Source organism: Pantoea sp. X-Soil-TKNS-1280 (assembly GCF_059730475.1).
On record NZ_AP035967.1, the window covers coordinates 35,653 to 50,831 of the forward strand.

The following is a 15,179-nucleotide window of genomic DNA, read 5'->3' on the forward strand; positions in this document are numbered from 1 at the left end:
TTGTACTGCAGTTGTCGAGGGAATGATGATGAAATCTATAAAATCTGCTTCTGTTGAAGGGTATATCCTTTCGAACAGCTGTCATGGGCTGGCCGGTCAACCTTTCTGTATCCACAGGGTCAGATTTAGTAATGGTAAATATGCGATTATCCGGGAAGCATCAGGCATATGTTTAAACCTGGTGAAATTATTCAACGAAACGATTGCGAGTGGTTTTATAAACTTACCAAAATACGCCTTCTTTCTTTCGAGTACCTTGATGATGATGAATAAAGAAAACAACTCATTGAATACCAATGATAAAGTCATGGGTTTATAACGGCATAACTTTGCTGATTTACAATTCATTCCTGACTCTCCAACTCGTTTGTCAGTAATTGAAAAAATTATTTTTTTCTGAATTTAGATAGATTTAAACTGTCTAAAAGAAGAGTATCGCTAAAGACAAGTTTTCCTTTTGCGTTATAACCTTCATTAGCATTTAGGAAATTTATGTCACAGCCTTTTACTCACAATTTACTCCATCCCCGCTACTGGCTTACATGGTCTGGTTTGGGCCTGCTGTGGCTTATCGTTCAACTTCCTTACCCGATTTTACATATTCTGGGTTCTGGTCTTGGAAAAATATCCAGACCCTTTCTGAAACGTCGGGAAGGAATTGCGATTAGAAATATCGAACTCTGTTTTCCCGAGATGACCCCGCTTGCCCGAAGCCAGATGATCAATAAAAACTTTATTTCTCTCGGACTTGGATTGATGGAGACTGGTATGGCCTGGTTCTGGAGCGATGTGAGAGTCAAAAAATGGTTTGATGTCGAAGGGATTGAAAACCTGACCAGTGCAACCAGAGGGGTAATGGTTGTCGGGATCCATTTCATGTCCCTTGAATTGTGCGGAAGAGTTATGGGGTTATGTCACCCTATGATGGCAACGTATCGCCCGCACAATAATCCATTGATGGAATGGGTTCAGACAAAAGGGCGTATGCGTTCAAATAAGGCGATGATTAATCGACGTAATTTATCTGGCTTTGTTCATGCGCTCAAGGCCGGTGAAGCAGTGTGGTTTGCACCAGATCAGGATTATGGGTCAAAGGGGAGCGTTTTCGTACCTTTTTTCTCGGTAAAGAAAGCAGCCACGACGAACGGAACGTATACACTTTCAAAACTCGCTGGTGCACATTTGATCACACTTAGCATGATTCGACGGAGCGATAAAAAAGGTTATCACATGTATATCAGTAATCCGTTGTCGGGCTTTCCTGAGGGAGACAAGGTCGCCGCAGCTGCCTATATGAACAAGATTATTGAGCGTGAAATTCTCCGTGCTCCTGAGCAATACCTGTGGATGCACCGCAGGTTTAAAACGCGTCCTGAGGGCGAAGTCTCTTTATACAAATGAATCATTCTACTGGTCATGAGCCAGAATCTATCTTGCCTGCCACTGTGTATTTGTTAAGAATGGGATGTGTAATTACACGGTCTACTTCATGTTAATGACGGCAGAACTGAGAGCCGTGGTTAATCAATTGAACCTGTTCGGTAGATTAGTCCCTTAGATCACCAGACACTTCGTTCTGTTACCGGTGCTATACCTGCGTAGTTTTGAACTTCTTCTGCATTATTAAAACGGTCTCGGTTATCGCCAGTGCAGCAAGCATACACGGCACCATACACGGAAGTGATTTAAACAACCCTTCATCTGGCAATGTATCAAACAGCGTTTCGATTCGTTCATCATAGGTTTTGATGATTTCACTCCCGACTTTAATTTGTGTAGCCAGTGCTGTTGCCATCAAAGCATTAGCCTCTATAACACCCGGGTCTGTTGTCAACGGGATCGCATTATCGATACTCGCAATACGCTTCCCGGTAAGGGCCGTTGCACGGCTACCTTTGGCATTAAGAAAGTTGCGAATAGTATCGCGCCTGGCACGTTTCACTTGTTGCAGACTGGGCCATCTTATAATCAGTTCACAAAGTAGTAAGCTACCCCGATGTGAGAACCATTACGGAAGTTGAGGATAATATTGTTTGAGAGTATTGATTAACCTGTTCACAAAACGACGTTTTTCTTCAACGAGTTGCCGCCGCTGTTCAACCAGTTGTTGAAGCAATCGAATATCCGCATTGTCGGGCTCAATGGCTTTGATCTTTTTGGGATAAAGTAGCATCAGTTCCAGCGCAAGCTCTGCATCCTGCGGGTCGTCTTTTGCCCCACTGGGCCAGAAGGTTTGCCTGTAGCGAGCAGGCGATAACGCATGAACAGGAAAAACAGTGATAAACGGGTATTGTTGTAACGCAAAATCCACCGGGCCTTTTTTAAGTTCAATGGCGACTGCGATCCTACCTTTCACTTTTTTGTGCAACGCTTTCAGCCAGGTATCAAGTGCTTTTGGCGTATGTTCAATGACATGGAAGACTCGCTCAGCACTGTTAAACTTAACGCAGACATCGCGCTTTTTATCCGCCCAGTCGAGGCCAATATAAGCAGCAAACTGATTTATCGCAGTCATCACCAACTCCTTTTTATCGGGGATTGGTATGTATTCCACGTTCTTCGAAAGAAATATAGTCAGCAGTTTGTCTGCATGCCCTGAGTATTCATTAACGAACGTGGAGCACTTACTGGTTCGAAAGAAAAATGGTGACCATCGCATGATTCTCGCTCAATATTCGTAACCAGCAAGTGCATACCCTGGATCACCTAATAGCGTAATTCTTCAGGGTATGAAAGTCTACATTTCGCTCATAGCAGACCAATCAATCCTTCAGAGCTGCTGACATGAACAGCATGAAACTAACTAACGTTTCTCACCACTCAGATCGTGGTTACTGAGCACCACCACGGCCTGACCGCGCAGGTCGGGCCGGAATAGTGCCTCGCAGCTGGCATAAAAGCTGCTCACATCGGCCAGTCCGAACATCGGCATGATTACCTCCGGCGCGCGCGTGCTGTGGAAGAACCAGGTCACCACGCCCATCAGCTGCAGCGACTCCGGATAAATAACGGGATAAGCCGGATTCATCGGCAGCAGCGCCAGTCGCGGATGCAGCTGCAGGCGCTTGACGGTGAATTCCCCGTTCACCTCGGCGATCACCACTTCGCCGTGACAGGCTTCTTCCGCCCGGTCAAAGACCATGACGTCACCATCGAACAACCCCAGGTCTTCCATGCTGCTGCCGCTCGCTCGGACAAAGTAGCTGGCTGCCGGGCGCCGGATGCAGAGTTCATTGAGGTCGAGCTCGGCTTCAATGTAATCCGCGGCCGGGCTGGGGAACCCGGCCGGGCACAGGTCGGCATAGAAGGGAATGCCCAGCTGAATTCTGTGCTCTGAGGGACGAAGCAGGGTCATCCCCGTCGGCAAAGACGAAATTTGACTCTCGGCAGCCAGCGCCTGTGCGTCACAGGGCGGAGAAATGGTGTGAGTCTGCGGCATGCTTTTTACCTTCCGCTATCTGTATATATGTACAGTGTCAGATCGAATTACCACGATCGCAAGAGGGCAGGGGAGAGTCTTCTGCGTGAACCATGTGGCTGACGCGGCAGGCAATTTTATTTCTCCGCTGCTTATGCCGGAAACAACACTATAATCACGGTGAGCAACGTAGCGGCAGGGAAGCCTCAGCACAGGACTTTCTGCCTGCCCGGGTTCGCCCGTGCCTTTTTCCATGACTTCCGCAGTTTCAGCCCGTTCCGGGCGTAAGCAGACACTCTCCGGCCCCGATGATATGACGCGTCCTCGCCACGGCTGTTCGTTCCTCGCTGGCGTTGCGGTACGCCTCAGCCGTGACTGCGGCGAGCGTTGCCGGCAGACGGAAAGAGCGGGTAATTATTTCCGGTCAGTTATTGTGCAGAGAAGAGACGGCGTTTTATGCTGCCGGTAACAATAATGAAAAAACTCTGGGGTCTGTATGGACGGGCGCACTTCTCCCGGGCAGTTTCTTGCCTATCTTATGGCAGAGCACGACATTTCCACGGAGATGTTCTGTCGCCGGAGTGGGCTGGATAACGCCGATGTATGGGCGCTGCTGAGCGGACGTCTGATGATAACCCCGGCGGTGGCTGAACAGCTGGGTGAGGTTTTCCATACGCCCGGATTCTGGCTTATCCGGCAGGCCATGTGGGAGCTGAAGCAGCCTGCTGCTGATTCACAACCGGACTGAACGGCGTGGTCATTCCGCCCGGTGCGTGATAATTTCTGACAGGCCTGCGCGGGCTTTTTAATCCATCCAGTACCGGGGTTAAATAAACTGTGCGCCCGTGCAGGCTCCCTGCTTAAACCGCATTTTGTTACAGGGTTGCATTGTTCCGCCACTGAATTACTATTCTTCTGCTACTCACTGGTGCATGGCAGTCTTCATGCACTCACGTTACCCCTGTGGTTTCTCTGACAGCCGCAGGGGTCTTTTTTTAAGCGAGCCGGCCTGAAGACCGGACACCTGAGTCGATATGGCCTCATCGCCCGGTTTAACCTCCCGGGCTTTTTTTGTCCGTTTTCTGAAGGCCGTCGCTGCGCTCCGCTTTTGTGCGGCGCGGCGTCCCGCCTGCTGTTACCCCCTCACTTTTCCTGCCGATTCCACGGGCCACCCGGGGCACGCCGTGCCTTCACGTTAGCCGGGCCGCTTCTCAGTCAAGCGTTCACTCCGTCACCTTGTATGTTTAAAGCAGAACCGGGATGAGTCTAAACTAATCCTGTGTTTTTACTGATGCTGCAGCACGACCGCCATCCAGGGATTAATAAGCCCGCGGGTGAGCACTATGCGCAGCATCACTTTCAGCTATAGCCCGAACAATTGCCTGGCGCACCTAAAGCCCGTATCTGCAAGGCAGGGAGAACTGAAATGAGCGATAAAACAAACGTTGGTATTGACGTTTCAAAGTTCGCTTTAGATGTCTTTATTGATTCCAGTGAGCGACTGATACATCTGGAGAACTCCGCCTCCGGCATCCTGCAACTGCTGAAGGAACTCGAAAGATTCCACATCTCAGGCGTTATCATGGAGGCCACAAGCCGGTATCACTCTCTGGCTGAATCAATGCTGATTTCAGCGGGTCTGCCTGTTGCTGTCATTAATCCTCGACAGATAAAGAATTTTGCACGGGCAATGGGAAAGGTGGCAAAAAGCGATTCAATCGATGCAAGGATAATCTGCGAATATGGTCGTCGTATGAAACCGGAATTCAGACCTGCCAGGAATAAAGAACTTCAGGATCTGGCACTGCTCCTTACGCGGCGGCGTCAGCTGGTACAGAATCGTGTCATGGAAACTATCAGGCTGCAGGAAAAAAGCGGGGTCTGGATTGAGATGGGCATTGCGGAGCACATTGGCTGGCTGAATGTGCAGATTGATGCCCTTGATAAGGAAATAAAATACCAGCTGAATCAGAATGCTGCGTTAACTTCAAATCGAAAAATGCTTGAAAAGGTTAAGGGTATCGGGCCGGTAACTCAGGCTGCTATTCTCAGCCAGTTACCGGAGCTGGGACATCTGAATCGCCGGCAGATTTCAGCACTGGTTGGCGTATGCCCCTATGACAGGGACAGCGGGCAGCTTCGTGGTAAAAGGGCTATCTGGGGCGGCAGGTCTGGTCTCCGCGCAATACTCTGTATGGCAATGCTTTCAGCGGTACGATATAACCCCCGGATTAAAGATTTCTACACGTCGCTTGTTGCACGTGAAAAACCCAAAAAAGTGGCTATGACAGCATGTATCAGAAAATTTATTACGATACTGAATGCTATGTTCCGTGATCAAAAGGACTGGGTGTATAGCTGAAGGATTAGTTTTCGGCCCAGGGTGAAGTAAACAATACGCCTCCGGACTAAATCTGAACGAGGTAATGGTCCATTTTGTGCCAAAAGCAGAAGTTGCATGAGAACATGTATGTTAAATCCGACCGTTTATGCTCCTGAAGTTAGGACTTCAAAAACCTCAAAGCGGCGTGTCAGACCATTGTCACGTTACTGTCGGGTTATGATCGTGGTCGTTCAGGATTGTCTGGGCAACACTGTGCGCTGATCACCTTCCATTCGGAGACATAAGATGAGTAATACCAACAAATTTAGGTCGCTGCGTCTTGCGGGGGCCTGGTCCCAGGAGCAGCTTGCCGAATTGTCCGGGCTGAGTGTGCGCACGGTGCAGCGCATCGAGAATGGCGATCAGCCCAGCCTGGAAACACTGAGCGCCCTGGCAGCTGTATTTGAGGTGAGTGTGGCGGATCTTTCCGGCCCGGACGCGCCTGGCGATGACGCGCTCGACCAGAGAATTGCCGAGGCAAAGAGCAACCTCGCTGAGGAAAGCCGTTTTTACCGGTCAGTTATTACGGCCATCGTTGTCTGTGCGCTGCTGCTTGTTCTTAACCACTTTACGGCCCCGACGAGCGTATGGTCATTTTGGGTAGGGGGGATCTGGTTTGCACTGCTGGTTATTCGTGGAATGAGGACGTTTGTTTTTCGCGGGCTAATCAGCCGCTGGCAACAGAAGCGGCTGCGGCAGATGCTGCGCCGGTAACCGCGATTCGTAACAGAACTCTGATGTTAAAAGCGAGGCAGCTGGCAGAGTTATAACACTGCCAGCTGGTCATTACTTGAGAATCGCCGTGAGTAGGCTGCTGAATACGGAACCCGTTATGAAAGCGCGCTCCGTCGTGACTTCTTCTTTCCGTATGTCGGCCAGCCTGGCGAGGGCACTTTCAGCATCGGCAGCGCGAACCTCTTCAAACTGCTTTTCCCAGCCGTCATCGGGCAGTTGAGCGGATTTTTCCGCGTCAGATCTTTCCAGGGCGGCAATGTGCTGACCTTTTTTAAAAAAGCAGAACTCAGACATTGTGTACTCCGTGAACAAGATGGCAGTAAGGAATAACATATCTGAACCGGCCTAATTTTGTACAGTGAAGTACATCTGACGCGTTTCGGAATCAGGATGTTGTGTTTAAAATGATGAAAATATTTAGTAGTCATCAGTAAATGTCTGCTGTTAGCTCACAGCGGACATTCATCATCTGTAATCACTCTACTTCTTCAAACCCCCTTTCTAATTGACATCTAAAACAACTGCCGCGATGGTCATAGCCGCGTAAAGTTCTCGGCCGTTACATCATCAGATCAGCTGCCCCTTTTTTACTGAATGAGCCACATCCCTGACAGCTTTCTCCACGCCTTCTGAATTACTCTTAATACTGGCAATGACCTCACCCGCCTCGCGCATGAGCGCCACGCCGTCCTTTGTGTTTGCCATACTGCCCTCAATACCACTGAGTACTTTTTTGGCCAGCAGATTGTTATCCGCCACGACCCGTTCGATTTGTTCGGTAGCACCACTGACGCTTGCTGCGAGGTTACGCACTTCTGCGGCGACAACGGCAAAACTCCTGCCTGATGTCCCCGCTCTGGCGGCTTCGATGGCGGCATTCAGGGCAATCAGCCTTGTCTGCATGGCAAAGCTTCGGATAGTTTCGACCATATCGTCAATGCTGTCGGACTGGCTGTTCAACCGGGATATATCCGCTGAAACCGAGCTCATCCCTGAGGCAATCCTGTCTATCATTCGGATGCTGTTCTCGATTACGTCCGCACCTGTCTGCGCGCTTCCCCGTGACTGGACTGCCATATCCCATGCGTGTACGGCGGCATCCTGCTCTCTCTGATTCCTGAGAACCTGTTCTGTAACGTCTGAAGCAAACTTCACAATTTTTTCCAGTTTGCCATCGGCGCTGAAAACCGGGTTATAGGTGGCACGTAACCACAGCGGGGCATTACGACGGTTAAGCCGCAGGAACTGGCCGGAGAAAAATTCACCCTGATTCAGTTTTTCCCAGAACTGCCGGTACTCTTCACTTTTATAAAGTGATTCACTGCAAAACATCCGGTGATGCCGACCGATGACTTCATCCCGCTGATACCCGGTGGCTTCAAGAAAGTTTTCGTTAACATCAAGCACAAGTCCGGCTGGATCAAAAGAAATAACGGCCATAGAGCGGCTGATGGCATTGACGAGGGATTCCAGTTCCAGTGCTGACTGCACTCGCCCGGAAACGTCTGCGGCTATTTTAATGATTTTAAAGACCCGGCCGCGCCTGTCAGCGACGGGAATGTAGCTTGCCTCAAGCCAGACGGGCCGGTTCCCCTTTGCCAGCCTCATATACTTGCCACTGAAGCTCTCACCGTCAGCAAGGCGCTGCCAGAAATGGCAGTATTCAGGTGTACTGATTAGCGAAGAGGGACAGAACATACTGTGATGGCGCCCGATTATTTCATCGGCACGGTACCCCATGGTAGTGAGAAAAAGCGGGCTGGCCTTCTGGATTATACCTGCAGGGGAGAACTCAATAACTGGCATAGCCTGTTCAAGCGCGCCTACAGAAGCGGATAAACGTGAGCGGCTCAGGGAAAACAGATTTTTTAACGTATGCAGGCGCATGATATATACCGGATTATCCAATGACTGCTTAGGTTATCGGCATACGGTACGTGTACATTATGTATTGCTGTGATAGTCCCGGGTAATAATTGTTTCAGGTGTTAACAAGGTTGCAGAATATGCCTTATCGCTAAGTGTTGTGTGTTAACCAGATTGTCGGACGTCATGATTCTGATGGCGTGCAACATGTCAGTCGGGTCAGCATACCTTCCGCGGAACAGGCTTACAGCTGTCTGCGGAACGTATGCGCTTTTCGCCGGAAAGGCTCTGCCTGGCGGGCCTTCACCTTTTACAGCCCCCTCAGCATAAATTAAATCCCTTCCTGATTGACATTAAACACAACTGCTCACCCGTTCCCCGCCGTGCGCGGGACATTCAGTCCGCTCCGGCGGCGCGTGCGGCTTCCGCGGGTGCGCCTGCCTGCGCCGCTTTTCGCCCGGCTTCTGTGGCGGCACGGCGTGAGAGTGCGCCGTGCAACCATCAACGGAGGAGAGGAACATGCCGGACTGGTGCTGTAACCGGCTGCGCGTGAGCGGCCGCAGTGAAGATATCGGGCACAGGTGAGGGCGCTGTTTGCGGGCGGTGGTTATCTGTCGTATGCGCGGGCGGCAGCGGAGGGTGCCCAGCTGTTTCTGGCCGGGTGTGCCGGGGTTCTTCGCCCGGACGGCGGGGCGCATTATGCGCCGTATCCGGCGCTGACGGGCGCAGAAGGTTATCCGTCATGTGCAGGAGAGGGGCGCGACGGGCACGACGATGATTCAGGTAATCAGGCGTTTACGCTGTGGCTGAGCTGTGGCTGGCCAGTGGTCTGACTGAAAGGACGTGGGAAACCCTGTCTGCCGAACAGCAGGCGGTTATCGTCACGCTCTGGCAGGAAAAGTATGTAAGCGTATCGTTCAGACCGTCTTTCATTTTTATCCGTGTTTCCTACTATGGACACTTTCGCGAACATGGACACTACCGTGGACAGATATACGCCTTACTCCAGAAGGCTCTGGATTACCACTGCACTCAGCCTGCGGTTTAACGCCCTGACTTACCGTGAAATTGCTGATCAACTGAATATCAGCACTTCCGCCACGCATAAAATGTTTAAGCGTTTTCGCCGCACGGGTATTAACTGGCCATTGCCGGAGGAATACACGCCTGAGCGCCTGAAGGAGGATCTTTACGCCTTCAATCTTGAAACAAACCTGCCTGTTAAAAAACGCCGTCCGGACTGGCCACTGGAATTCAAAATCCGCATTGCTATGCCGCACCCATCAGCGCGGCTTTTTTTATGCTAATAATCATCTTCCTGACTGCTAAGACGCGTATCGTCAGGAGAGAAACAAATCATCAACTGTTTTTTTCATCTGTGTTACCGTCTTGCCGCGATTATCCTTGTCGCGAATTTCTTTGCTTTTTTCCGCCCGGCATACCTGGTCAGGTTGCGGGACTTTTTTATCCTCTCCCTGATTCTGTGCCCCCGTTTTTGTTTTTTTGCCTGCATACTACGTCACAAGCTCAACCGACACTTCAGTAGCCCGGAGAATCTGACACAGGCGCCCTCCAGTCTCTCACAGACTGTTCTGATGACGCGTTTGCGTCACCGATAGCCATCGACACGGTTGCACATATTCGCGCTTACCGGCTTAGTACCGGCAACCGCTTCATTGCCGGGTCTGAGGCGCTGGGACAGGCATTCCGCAGCATGCACAGCCAGGGCATATTGATGCGGTCATTGCGCATTCGCAGGCAGCCTTCCCTCAGCAGGGTAGCTCTTTCCTGAGCGGCCGGTGTCAGCACTGCCCGCGCAGCTTCCAGCCCAGCCACTCGTCGAGCTCCCCTTCTGGTAGCGGCCGGGAGTAGAAGAAGCCCTGCGCCTGGTCGCAGCCGTACTGTGTGAGTGCGGTAACCGTTTCTGCATCCTCGACCCCCTCGGCGAGCACCGTGTAGTCCAGGTCCTTCAGCATGGCGATGATGCTGCGCGCGATGATGCGCGAGGCGGTGTCGGACGAGATTTCACTGATGAGCGTGCGGTCCAGCTTGATGACGTCCAGCGGCATGCGCCGCAGGTAACTGATGTTGCTGTAGCCGGTGCCGAAGTCGTCCAGCGAAATGCCAAAGCCCCTGAGCTTCAGCATCTCCAGCCCCTGCATCGCCGCCGGGTTTTCAATAATGCGCTCGGTCTCCAGGCACTCAATGCCCAGCAGGGAAGTGGGCAGCTTTGCCCTGATCATTTTCGCCTCCAGCGTGTCGGCAAAGCCCTCGCGGGAGAAGTCTCTGCAACTGATATTGATGGTTACCGGGAGCTGGATGCAGCTGTTACGCAGGCGCGTCAGCCGCTCAATGGCGCGGTTAGTGACCCAGGCCGTGAGCGCGCTGAGCAGCTCGGTCTGCTCAGCCAGCGGCACGAACAGGGCGGGCGAGAGTTCGCCCCGTACCGGATGGCGCCAGCGCACCAGCGCCTCCAGCCCCACCGGCAGGCCACTCTGCAGGCAGATTTTGGGCTGGTAGGCGAGCCACAGCCCCCTGTCTTCCCGCAGCGCGGCGGCCAGGTCGTTCATCAGGGTAAAGTCCTGCGTATGGCGCGCATCGGTCGCTTCGCTGTAGCGCATGGCGGGCACGTCCCGGCCGATGGCCTCGTGCAGCGCGCTGACCGCGCGGCGCAGCGCTTCCTGCGCGGGAAGGTCGCCCGGGGTGAAGGTGGCCTCCCCGGTGTGTGTACTGAGCGCCACGGCTATGCCGTCGCCCAGGTCGGCGCTGATCCCCTCCAGTCGTCCTGCCACCCAGTCCGCGCTGAGCCGGCTGTCGTCACCCGTCAGCACGGCGAATCGCCCGGTGGCAACGGTGTAGAGCAGCTCGCCGGTCGCCGGGCGCAGGCGAAGCGGCAGGAGCGTGGCCACGTCCTTCAACAGGCTTTCCACCGGGCCCATGCCCATCGAGCGGGCGAGCTCGTAGGCGCGCGGCATGTCGATGCAGTCTATCAGCACCAGCCGGCGGGCTGTGCGGTCACCGGAGGCGGCCAGATACTGCAGGTCGCGGATGAGGCGCTGGCGGTTAGGCAGGCCGGTGACCGGGTCGGCAAAGCCGGCGGAGTGCCAGGCCTCAAGAAACGACATCACCAGCGCGGCGAGCAGCTTCAGGGTGGTGACTTGCTCGGCGCCAAACGTGTGCGCCGCGGTGTCCGTGACGCACAGCGTGCCGAGCACTATGCCTTCGCGGTTCTTCAGCGGCGCGCCGGCATAGAAGCGGATGTAGGGCGCGCCCGTGATGAGCGGATGCGTCACAAAGCGGGCGTCCAGCCAGGTGTCGGGCACCACCACCGCGCTGTCGCTGTCCACCGCGTGGCGGCACAGCGAGTCCTGCCGCGAGGACTGCGTGAGGGCAAAGTTGTGAGCGGCCTGTACGTGCTGGTACTCGTCGTCCAGAACGGAGATAAAGCTGCCGGGGATGCCGAGCGCCTGGCTTGCCAGCCGCACAAATTTTCGCAGCACGTCGTCACGGCTTTCGTCGGGACTGCGCAGCGCTTTCAGCGCCCGCGCGCGGCGATCGCCGTCGCCGTTAAGATTCATCAGCATGGGTTCCTCCGCCCCGGCCTGGTTCCGGTGCGAAATTATAAAGAGTAAATGGACGGTAACGAACCGTTATAAAAGGCAATAACTGCGAAAGGGAAAAACGATTAAAGCTTTTTTATGGCGACTATTATAGGTGCTGTCTGGTCTGATGTCATTCCTATTTTGTTTGGCAAATAATTTAGCGTAGCGCGATTCTTTTATTTTATCGTCGGGGAGTGTCCTTTTTTAATTATTCCTGCCAGACTTCTGTTAAATAAATGTAGTGCGCGACTTAATCACGCGCGCAATTAAAAATAAAAGATAATGCTTCTTATTTTTTAATAGCAACACCGGGGAAAACCTTATGCAACTACTCAGACACTTTACCATCCGCCGCGTCGTGCTGTGGATGATGATCCTCTCCCTGACCGTGGTGGCGCTGGCCGGCAGCTACGGCGCGCTGACGCTGCGCGAGATGTACCGCCACGCCGACCGCGCCGACGCGCTGACGCAGCAGCTGACCTTTCTGACCCGCGCGGGCCTCGTCATGCAGGGCGGGACCGCAGCCGAGAAGACGGCCCTGCTGGCCGCCGTCCCGGCGGAGGCGGCGTGGGACGGGTACCGCGCGGCGCTGAGTGCACCGGAAAGCTATCCGGCCGCGGCTCGTGAGCGGCTCGGGAGCCTGACGCAGCAGCTCGCGGCCGACGACGCGCCGGTGATGGCCGAGCGTCACCGGCTGGAGGTTATTCTCATCAGCGCGCTGCTGGCCGCCGCCGCGCTGCTGGCGTTCTGTGACCGCTATCTGGTGGTGCACCTCGTGCGTCCGGTGGCGAAAATCCGCGCGCACCTGAAGACCATCGCAGGGGGCGACCTCACTCGCGAGCCGGAAGACCTTGGACGCAACTGCATCGGGCAGCTGGTGCCGCTGGTCCGTGAGATGCAGCACAGCCTGCTGGACGCGGTGGCGGCCATCCGCGACAATGCGGTGATCCTGCACCGCGAGGCCGGCGGGATTGCGGCCGGCAACGCCGACCTGTCCGACCGGACCGCCACCCAGGCCGCCGCGCTGGAGCAGACTGCGGCGAGCATGGAGGAAATTACCGCGACCGTTGCACACAATGCGGAAAACGCCCGCGAGGCGCGAGAGCTGGCAGAACGCACCGCCGGCACCACGCAGCGGGGCGCGGAGCAGGTGCAGACCGTGGTTGACGCCATGGGCGGCATCGCGGAGGGCTCAGAAAAAATCCGCCAGTTCACCGCGACCATTAACGGCATTGCCTTCCAGACCAACATCCTGGCGCTCAACGCCGCCGTTGAGGCCGCCCGCGCCGGGGAGCAGGGGCGGGGCTTTGCCGTCGTGGCGGCCGAAGTGCGGTCGCTGGCGCAGCGCAGCGCGGCCGCCTCGAAAGAGATTGAGGGCCTGATTGCCGACACCGTGGCACGCGTCAGCGACGGGCTACGGGCCGCCGACAGCGCCGGTGCCACCATGAACGAGGTGCTGCACGGCGTCGGCGGGGTCAACGCGCTGATTGGCCAGATAGCGCTGGCCTCGGAAGAGCAGAGCAAAGGCATAGCGCAGGTCACGCTGGCGGTCGCGGAGCTTGACCGCGTCACGCAGCAGAACGCCACCCTGGTGCAGGAAGTTTCTGCCACCGCAGGCAATCTGAGCGGGCAGATGACCGCGCTGGGCGGCGCCATTACCCGGTTTACGCTGCCGGAAGAGAGCGGCAACCCGGCGGCTGTCCCGCCGGTTCGCCCGCATCTGGTGAAGGTGAATATCCCGGTGACCCCGTCACAAAAAGGGGACTGGGGGGCCTTCGGACATCACTGACATTCAGGGATAAGCGGTTACGCTTATGCCCTGACGGCTCACCTGCCCCCTGACGGGTTGCAGCTCGGCCGCCCCGTATCAGTTACGCGAGGCGAGAGGCGGCCGGTTTTTTTCCAGCCACGCGCGCACGCGGTCGGCTTCGGGGCCCGCCTCGCACAGGGCACGGGTCAGACGCTCCTGGGTCGTGCGCAGCTCCAGCGTCCAGAACGTAATCTGCCACTGCTCCCGGATGTCTATGCGGCTGAGGTCGGCGGGCACCCGCCGCTGAATATAATCACGGTTTTTCATCAGGTTATCCTTTTTATTGGTACAGGGTATGGCGGCGCGATAAATGCGGCCAACGGTAAGCCCTGTCTATCCTGGCGAATAATCACCCGGAAAATACCGGAATAATCCCTTTGTCAGGATTTCGTAAAAAAAGAAGAGGATTCCTGGTCGGATGGATAATATGCCCGTTGCGCTGTTCGGCTGATTTGACTTAGCAGAATAAAAATAAATGAAGTAACTGCAGATAATTATTCCACGGCCGGTTAAGAACGTATTGCGCCATGGAATAAACATTAAGATAATGTAATGAATCAGGGGTGTGCCCCGTATTTTTTATCCTCACGGCCCGTCGTGGTCCGCCTGCCTGAAAGGAGTATCCTCTGGGAAATCAGCTTTTATACCGGCCCGTCGCGGTCGGTTCCGACGTCCGTGAACTCCGCCTTGCCGCCGGCCTGTCGCAGGAGGCCGCCGCCGAGCGGTTTGAGCTCAGCCTGCGCGTCTGGCAGATGAAGGAGGCGGCAAAAAATCCCGCCCCCCTGAGCCAGGGGGAGTACGAGCTCCTGCTGCTGCTCGCCGGGCGTCACCCGCACTATGCCCTTGTGCCGAAAAAGAAAAAGTAGCAGGCTCTGTCCCCTGCAGCCCCCTGAAGTTCAGGTGGGTCCGGCCGATAAGAGGATAGGGACATGAGCGGAAAGTACTACTATGCGGTGCGGCGCGGACGCCCTGCTCTCGAAGAGGTGCACTGCGCGGGCTGCGGCGAGCTGACGGAGGCCGGTGGGGGCCGCTTTCTCGGCACGTTTTACTCCCTCAGGCACGCGCTTCAGTCCGCGCGCTTGCGGCATCCCGGACTGCGTTCTGCCAGCGCTGCGCCTCCCTGCAGCGCTGAAAAGCGGCCAGGAATGGTCCTGAAATGACGCTTTTGTGATGCCCGGACAGCCGGCGTCACTGTTATCCCTGACCCCGCCCGCGGCGGGGTCAGCTGACGGGCCTTTCTTCCGGCGGCGGGGCGGCAGGCATTTCTGCGGCCCCGTCTGATTGAACGTGTCCCCTTTTTGCTGTGTCATGCCGGCCACAGCTCATTCGACCTGGGGGGACAGACCCTGAAACGCCCGACATCAG

The 15,179-nt window shown here is 54.9% G+C and carries 13 protein-coding genes and 2 pseudogenes; 9 read left to right on the plus strand and 6 right to left on the minus strand.

All coding sequences use genetic code 11. The features are described from left to right. Positions 1 to 22 precede the first annotated feature (22 nt). On the plus strand, positions 23 to 319 hold the full coding sequence (locus tag AC6I8X_RS28540) for a hypothetical protein (RefSeq protein ID WP_497842107.1): 297 nt from the start codon (positions 23 to 25) through the stop codon (positions 317 to 319). Between the two features lie 173 nt (positions 320 to 492). Then, positions 493 to 1,401 (plus strand): kdo(2)-lipid IV(A) palmitoleoyltransferase, encoded by a 909-nt coding sequence (gene lpxP, locus AC6I8X_RS28545; protein ID WP_497842108.1) that lies wholly within the window; start codon positions 493 to 495, stop codon positions 1,399 to 1,401. A 167-nt stretch (positions 1,402 to 1,568) separates the two neighbouring features. Here the strand turns inward: lpxP and AC6I8X_RS28550 are convergent. Continuing rightward, a pseudogene (locus AC6I8X_RS28550) lies at positions 1,569 to 2,515 on the minus strand (IS110 family transposase); the annotation flags it as partial. Between the two features lie 429 nt (positions 2,516 to 2,944). Then, a pseudogene (gene umuD, locus AC6I8X_RS28555) lies at positions 2,945 to 3,355 on the minus strand (translesion error-prone DNA polymerase V autoproteolytic subunit); the annotation flags it as partial. A 559-nt stretch (positions 3,356 to 3,914) separates the two neighbouring features. On the opposite strand from umuD, the gene AC6I8X_RS28560 reads away from it, so the two are divergent. The 3 genes from AC6I8X_RS28560 (at position 3,915) to AC6I8X_RS28570 (ending at position 6,515) form a co-directional block, all read left to right on the plus strand. Further along, positions 3,915 to 4,166, plus strand: a complete 252-nt coding sequence (locus AC6I8X_RS28560; RefSeq protein ID WP_497842109.1) for a helix-turn-helix transcriptional regulator — start codon at positions 3,915 to 3,917, stop codon at positions 4,164 to 4,166. Positions 4,167 to 4,844: 678 nt separating this feature from the next. Further along, entirely contained in the window at positions 4,845 to 5,780 is a 936-nt protein-coding gene (locus AC6I8X_RS28565; protein ID WP_497842110.1) for an IS110 family transposase, read from the plus strand. 267 nt (positions 5,781 to 6,047) lie between these two features. Beyond that, on the plus strand, positions 6,048 to 6,515 hold the full coding sequence (locus tag AC6I8X_RS28570; protein WP_497842111.1) for a helix-turn-helix domain-containing protein: 468 nt from the start codon (positions 6,048 to 6,050) through the stop codon (positions 6,513 to 6,515). 72 nt (positions 6,516 to 6,587) lie between these two features. Here the strand turns inward: AC6I8X_RS28570 and AC6I8X_RS28575 are convergent, their stop codons facing one another. Together AC6I8X_RS28575 and AC6I8X_RS28580 are read right to left on the minus strand one after the other, a co-directional pair. Beyond that, the gene (locus tag AC6I8X_RS28575; RefSeq protein ID WP_497842112.1) at positions 6,588 to 6,830 is read right to left on the minus strand and encodes a hypothetical protein; all 243 of its coding nucleotides are present in this window, start codon (positions 6,828 to 6,830) and stop codon (positions 6,588 to 6,590) included. Positions 6,831 to 7,103: 273 nt separating this feature from the next. Beyond that, positions 7,104 to 8,417 carry a methyl-accepting chemotaxis protein gene (locus AC6I8X_RS28580; RefSeq protein WP_497842145.1) on the minus strand — a complete coding sequence of 438 codons (1,314 nt, stop codon included), beginning with the start codon at positions 8,415 to 8,417 and terminating at the stop codon, positions 7,104 to 7,106. A gap of 566 nt (positions 8,418 to 8,983) precedes the next feature. Here AC6I8X_RS28580 and AC6I8X_RS28585 point away from each other — a divergent pair. After that, positions 8,984 to 9,235, plus strand: a complete 252-nt coding sequence (locus AC6I8X_RS28585) for a DUF1281 domain-containing protein (RefSeq protein ID WP_497842113.1) — start codon at positions 8,984 to 8,986, stop codon at positions 9,233 to 9,235. 276 nt (positions 9,236 to 9,511) lie between these two features. After that, complete coding sequence (locus AC6I8X_RS28590) at positions 9,512 to 9,709, plus strand: hypothetical protein (protein WP_497842114.1); 198 nt, start codon at positions 9,512 to 9,514, stop codon at positions 9,707 to 9,709. A gap of 495 nt (positions 9,710 to 10,204) precedes the next feature. Here AC6I8X_RS28590 and AC6I8X_RS28595 read toward each other — a convergent pair whose 3' ends face one another. Next, positions 10,205 to 11,986, minus strand: coding sequence for an EAL domain-containing protein (locus AC6I8X_RS28595; RefSeq protein ID WP_497842115.1), 1,782 nt, complete (start codon positions 11,984 to 11,986; stop codon positions 10,205 to 10,207). Positions 11,987 to 12,326: 340 nt separating this feature from the next. Here AC6I8X_RS28595 and AC6I8X_RS28600 point away from each other — a divergent pair, with 340 nt between their 5' ends. Then, positions 12,327 to 13,793 (plus strand): methyl-accepting chemotaxis protein, encoded by a 1,467-nt coding sequence (locus AC6I8X_RS28600; RefSeq protein ID WP_497842116.1) that lies wholly within the window; start codon positions 12,327 to 12,329, stop codon positions 13,791 to 13,793. Positions 13,794 to 13,871: 78 nt separating this feature from the next. Here the strand turns inward: AC6I8X_RS28600 and AC6I8X_RS28605 are convergent, their stop codons facing one another. Next, positions 13,872 to 14,081 (minus strand): DUF3606 domain-containing protein, encoded by a 210-nt coding sequence (locus AC6I8X_RS28605; RefSeq protein WP_497842117.1) that lies wholly within the window; start codon positions 14,079 to 14,081, stop codon positions 13,872 to 13,874. A 359-nt stretch (positions 14,082 to 14,440) separates the two neighbouring features. Between AC6I8X_RS28605 and AC6I8X_RS28610 the strand changes: the two genes are divergently transcribed. After that, entirely contained in the window at positions 14,441 to 14,680 is a 240-nt protein-coding gene (locus tag AC6I8X_RS28610) for a transcriptional regulator (protein WP_497842146.1), read from the plus strand. Positions 14,681 to 15,179: the final 499 nt, after the last annotated feature.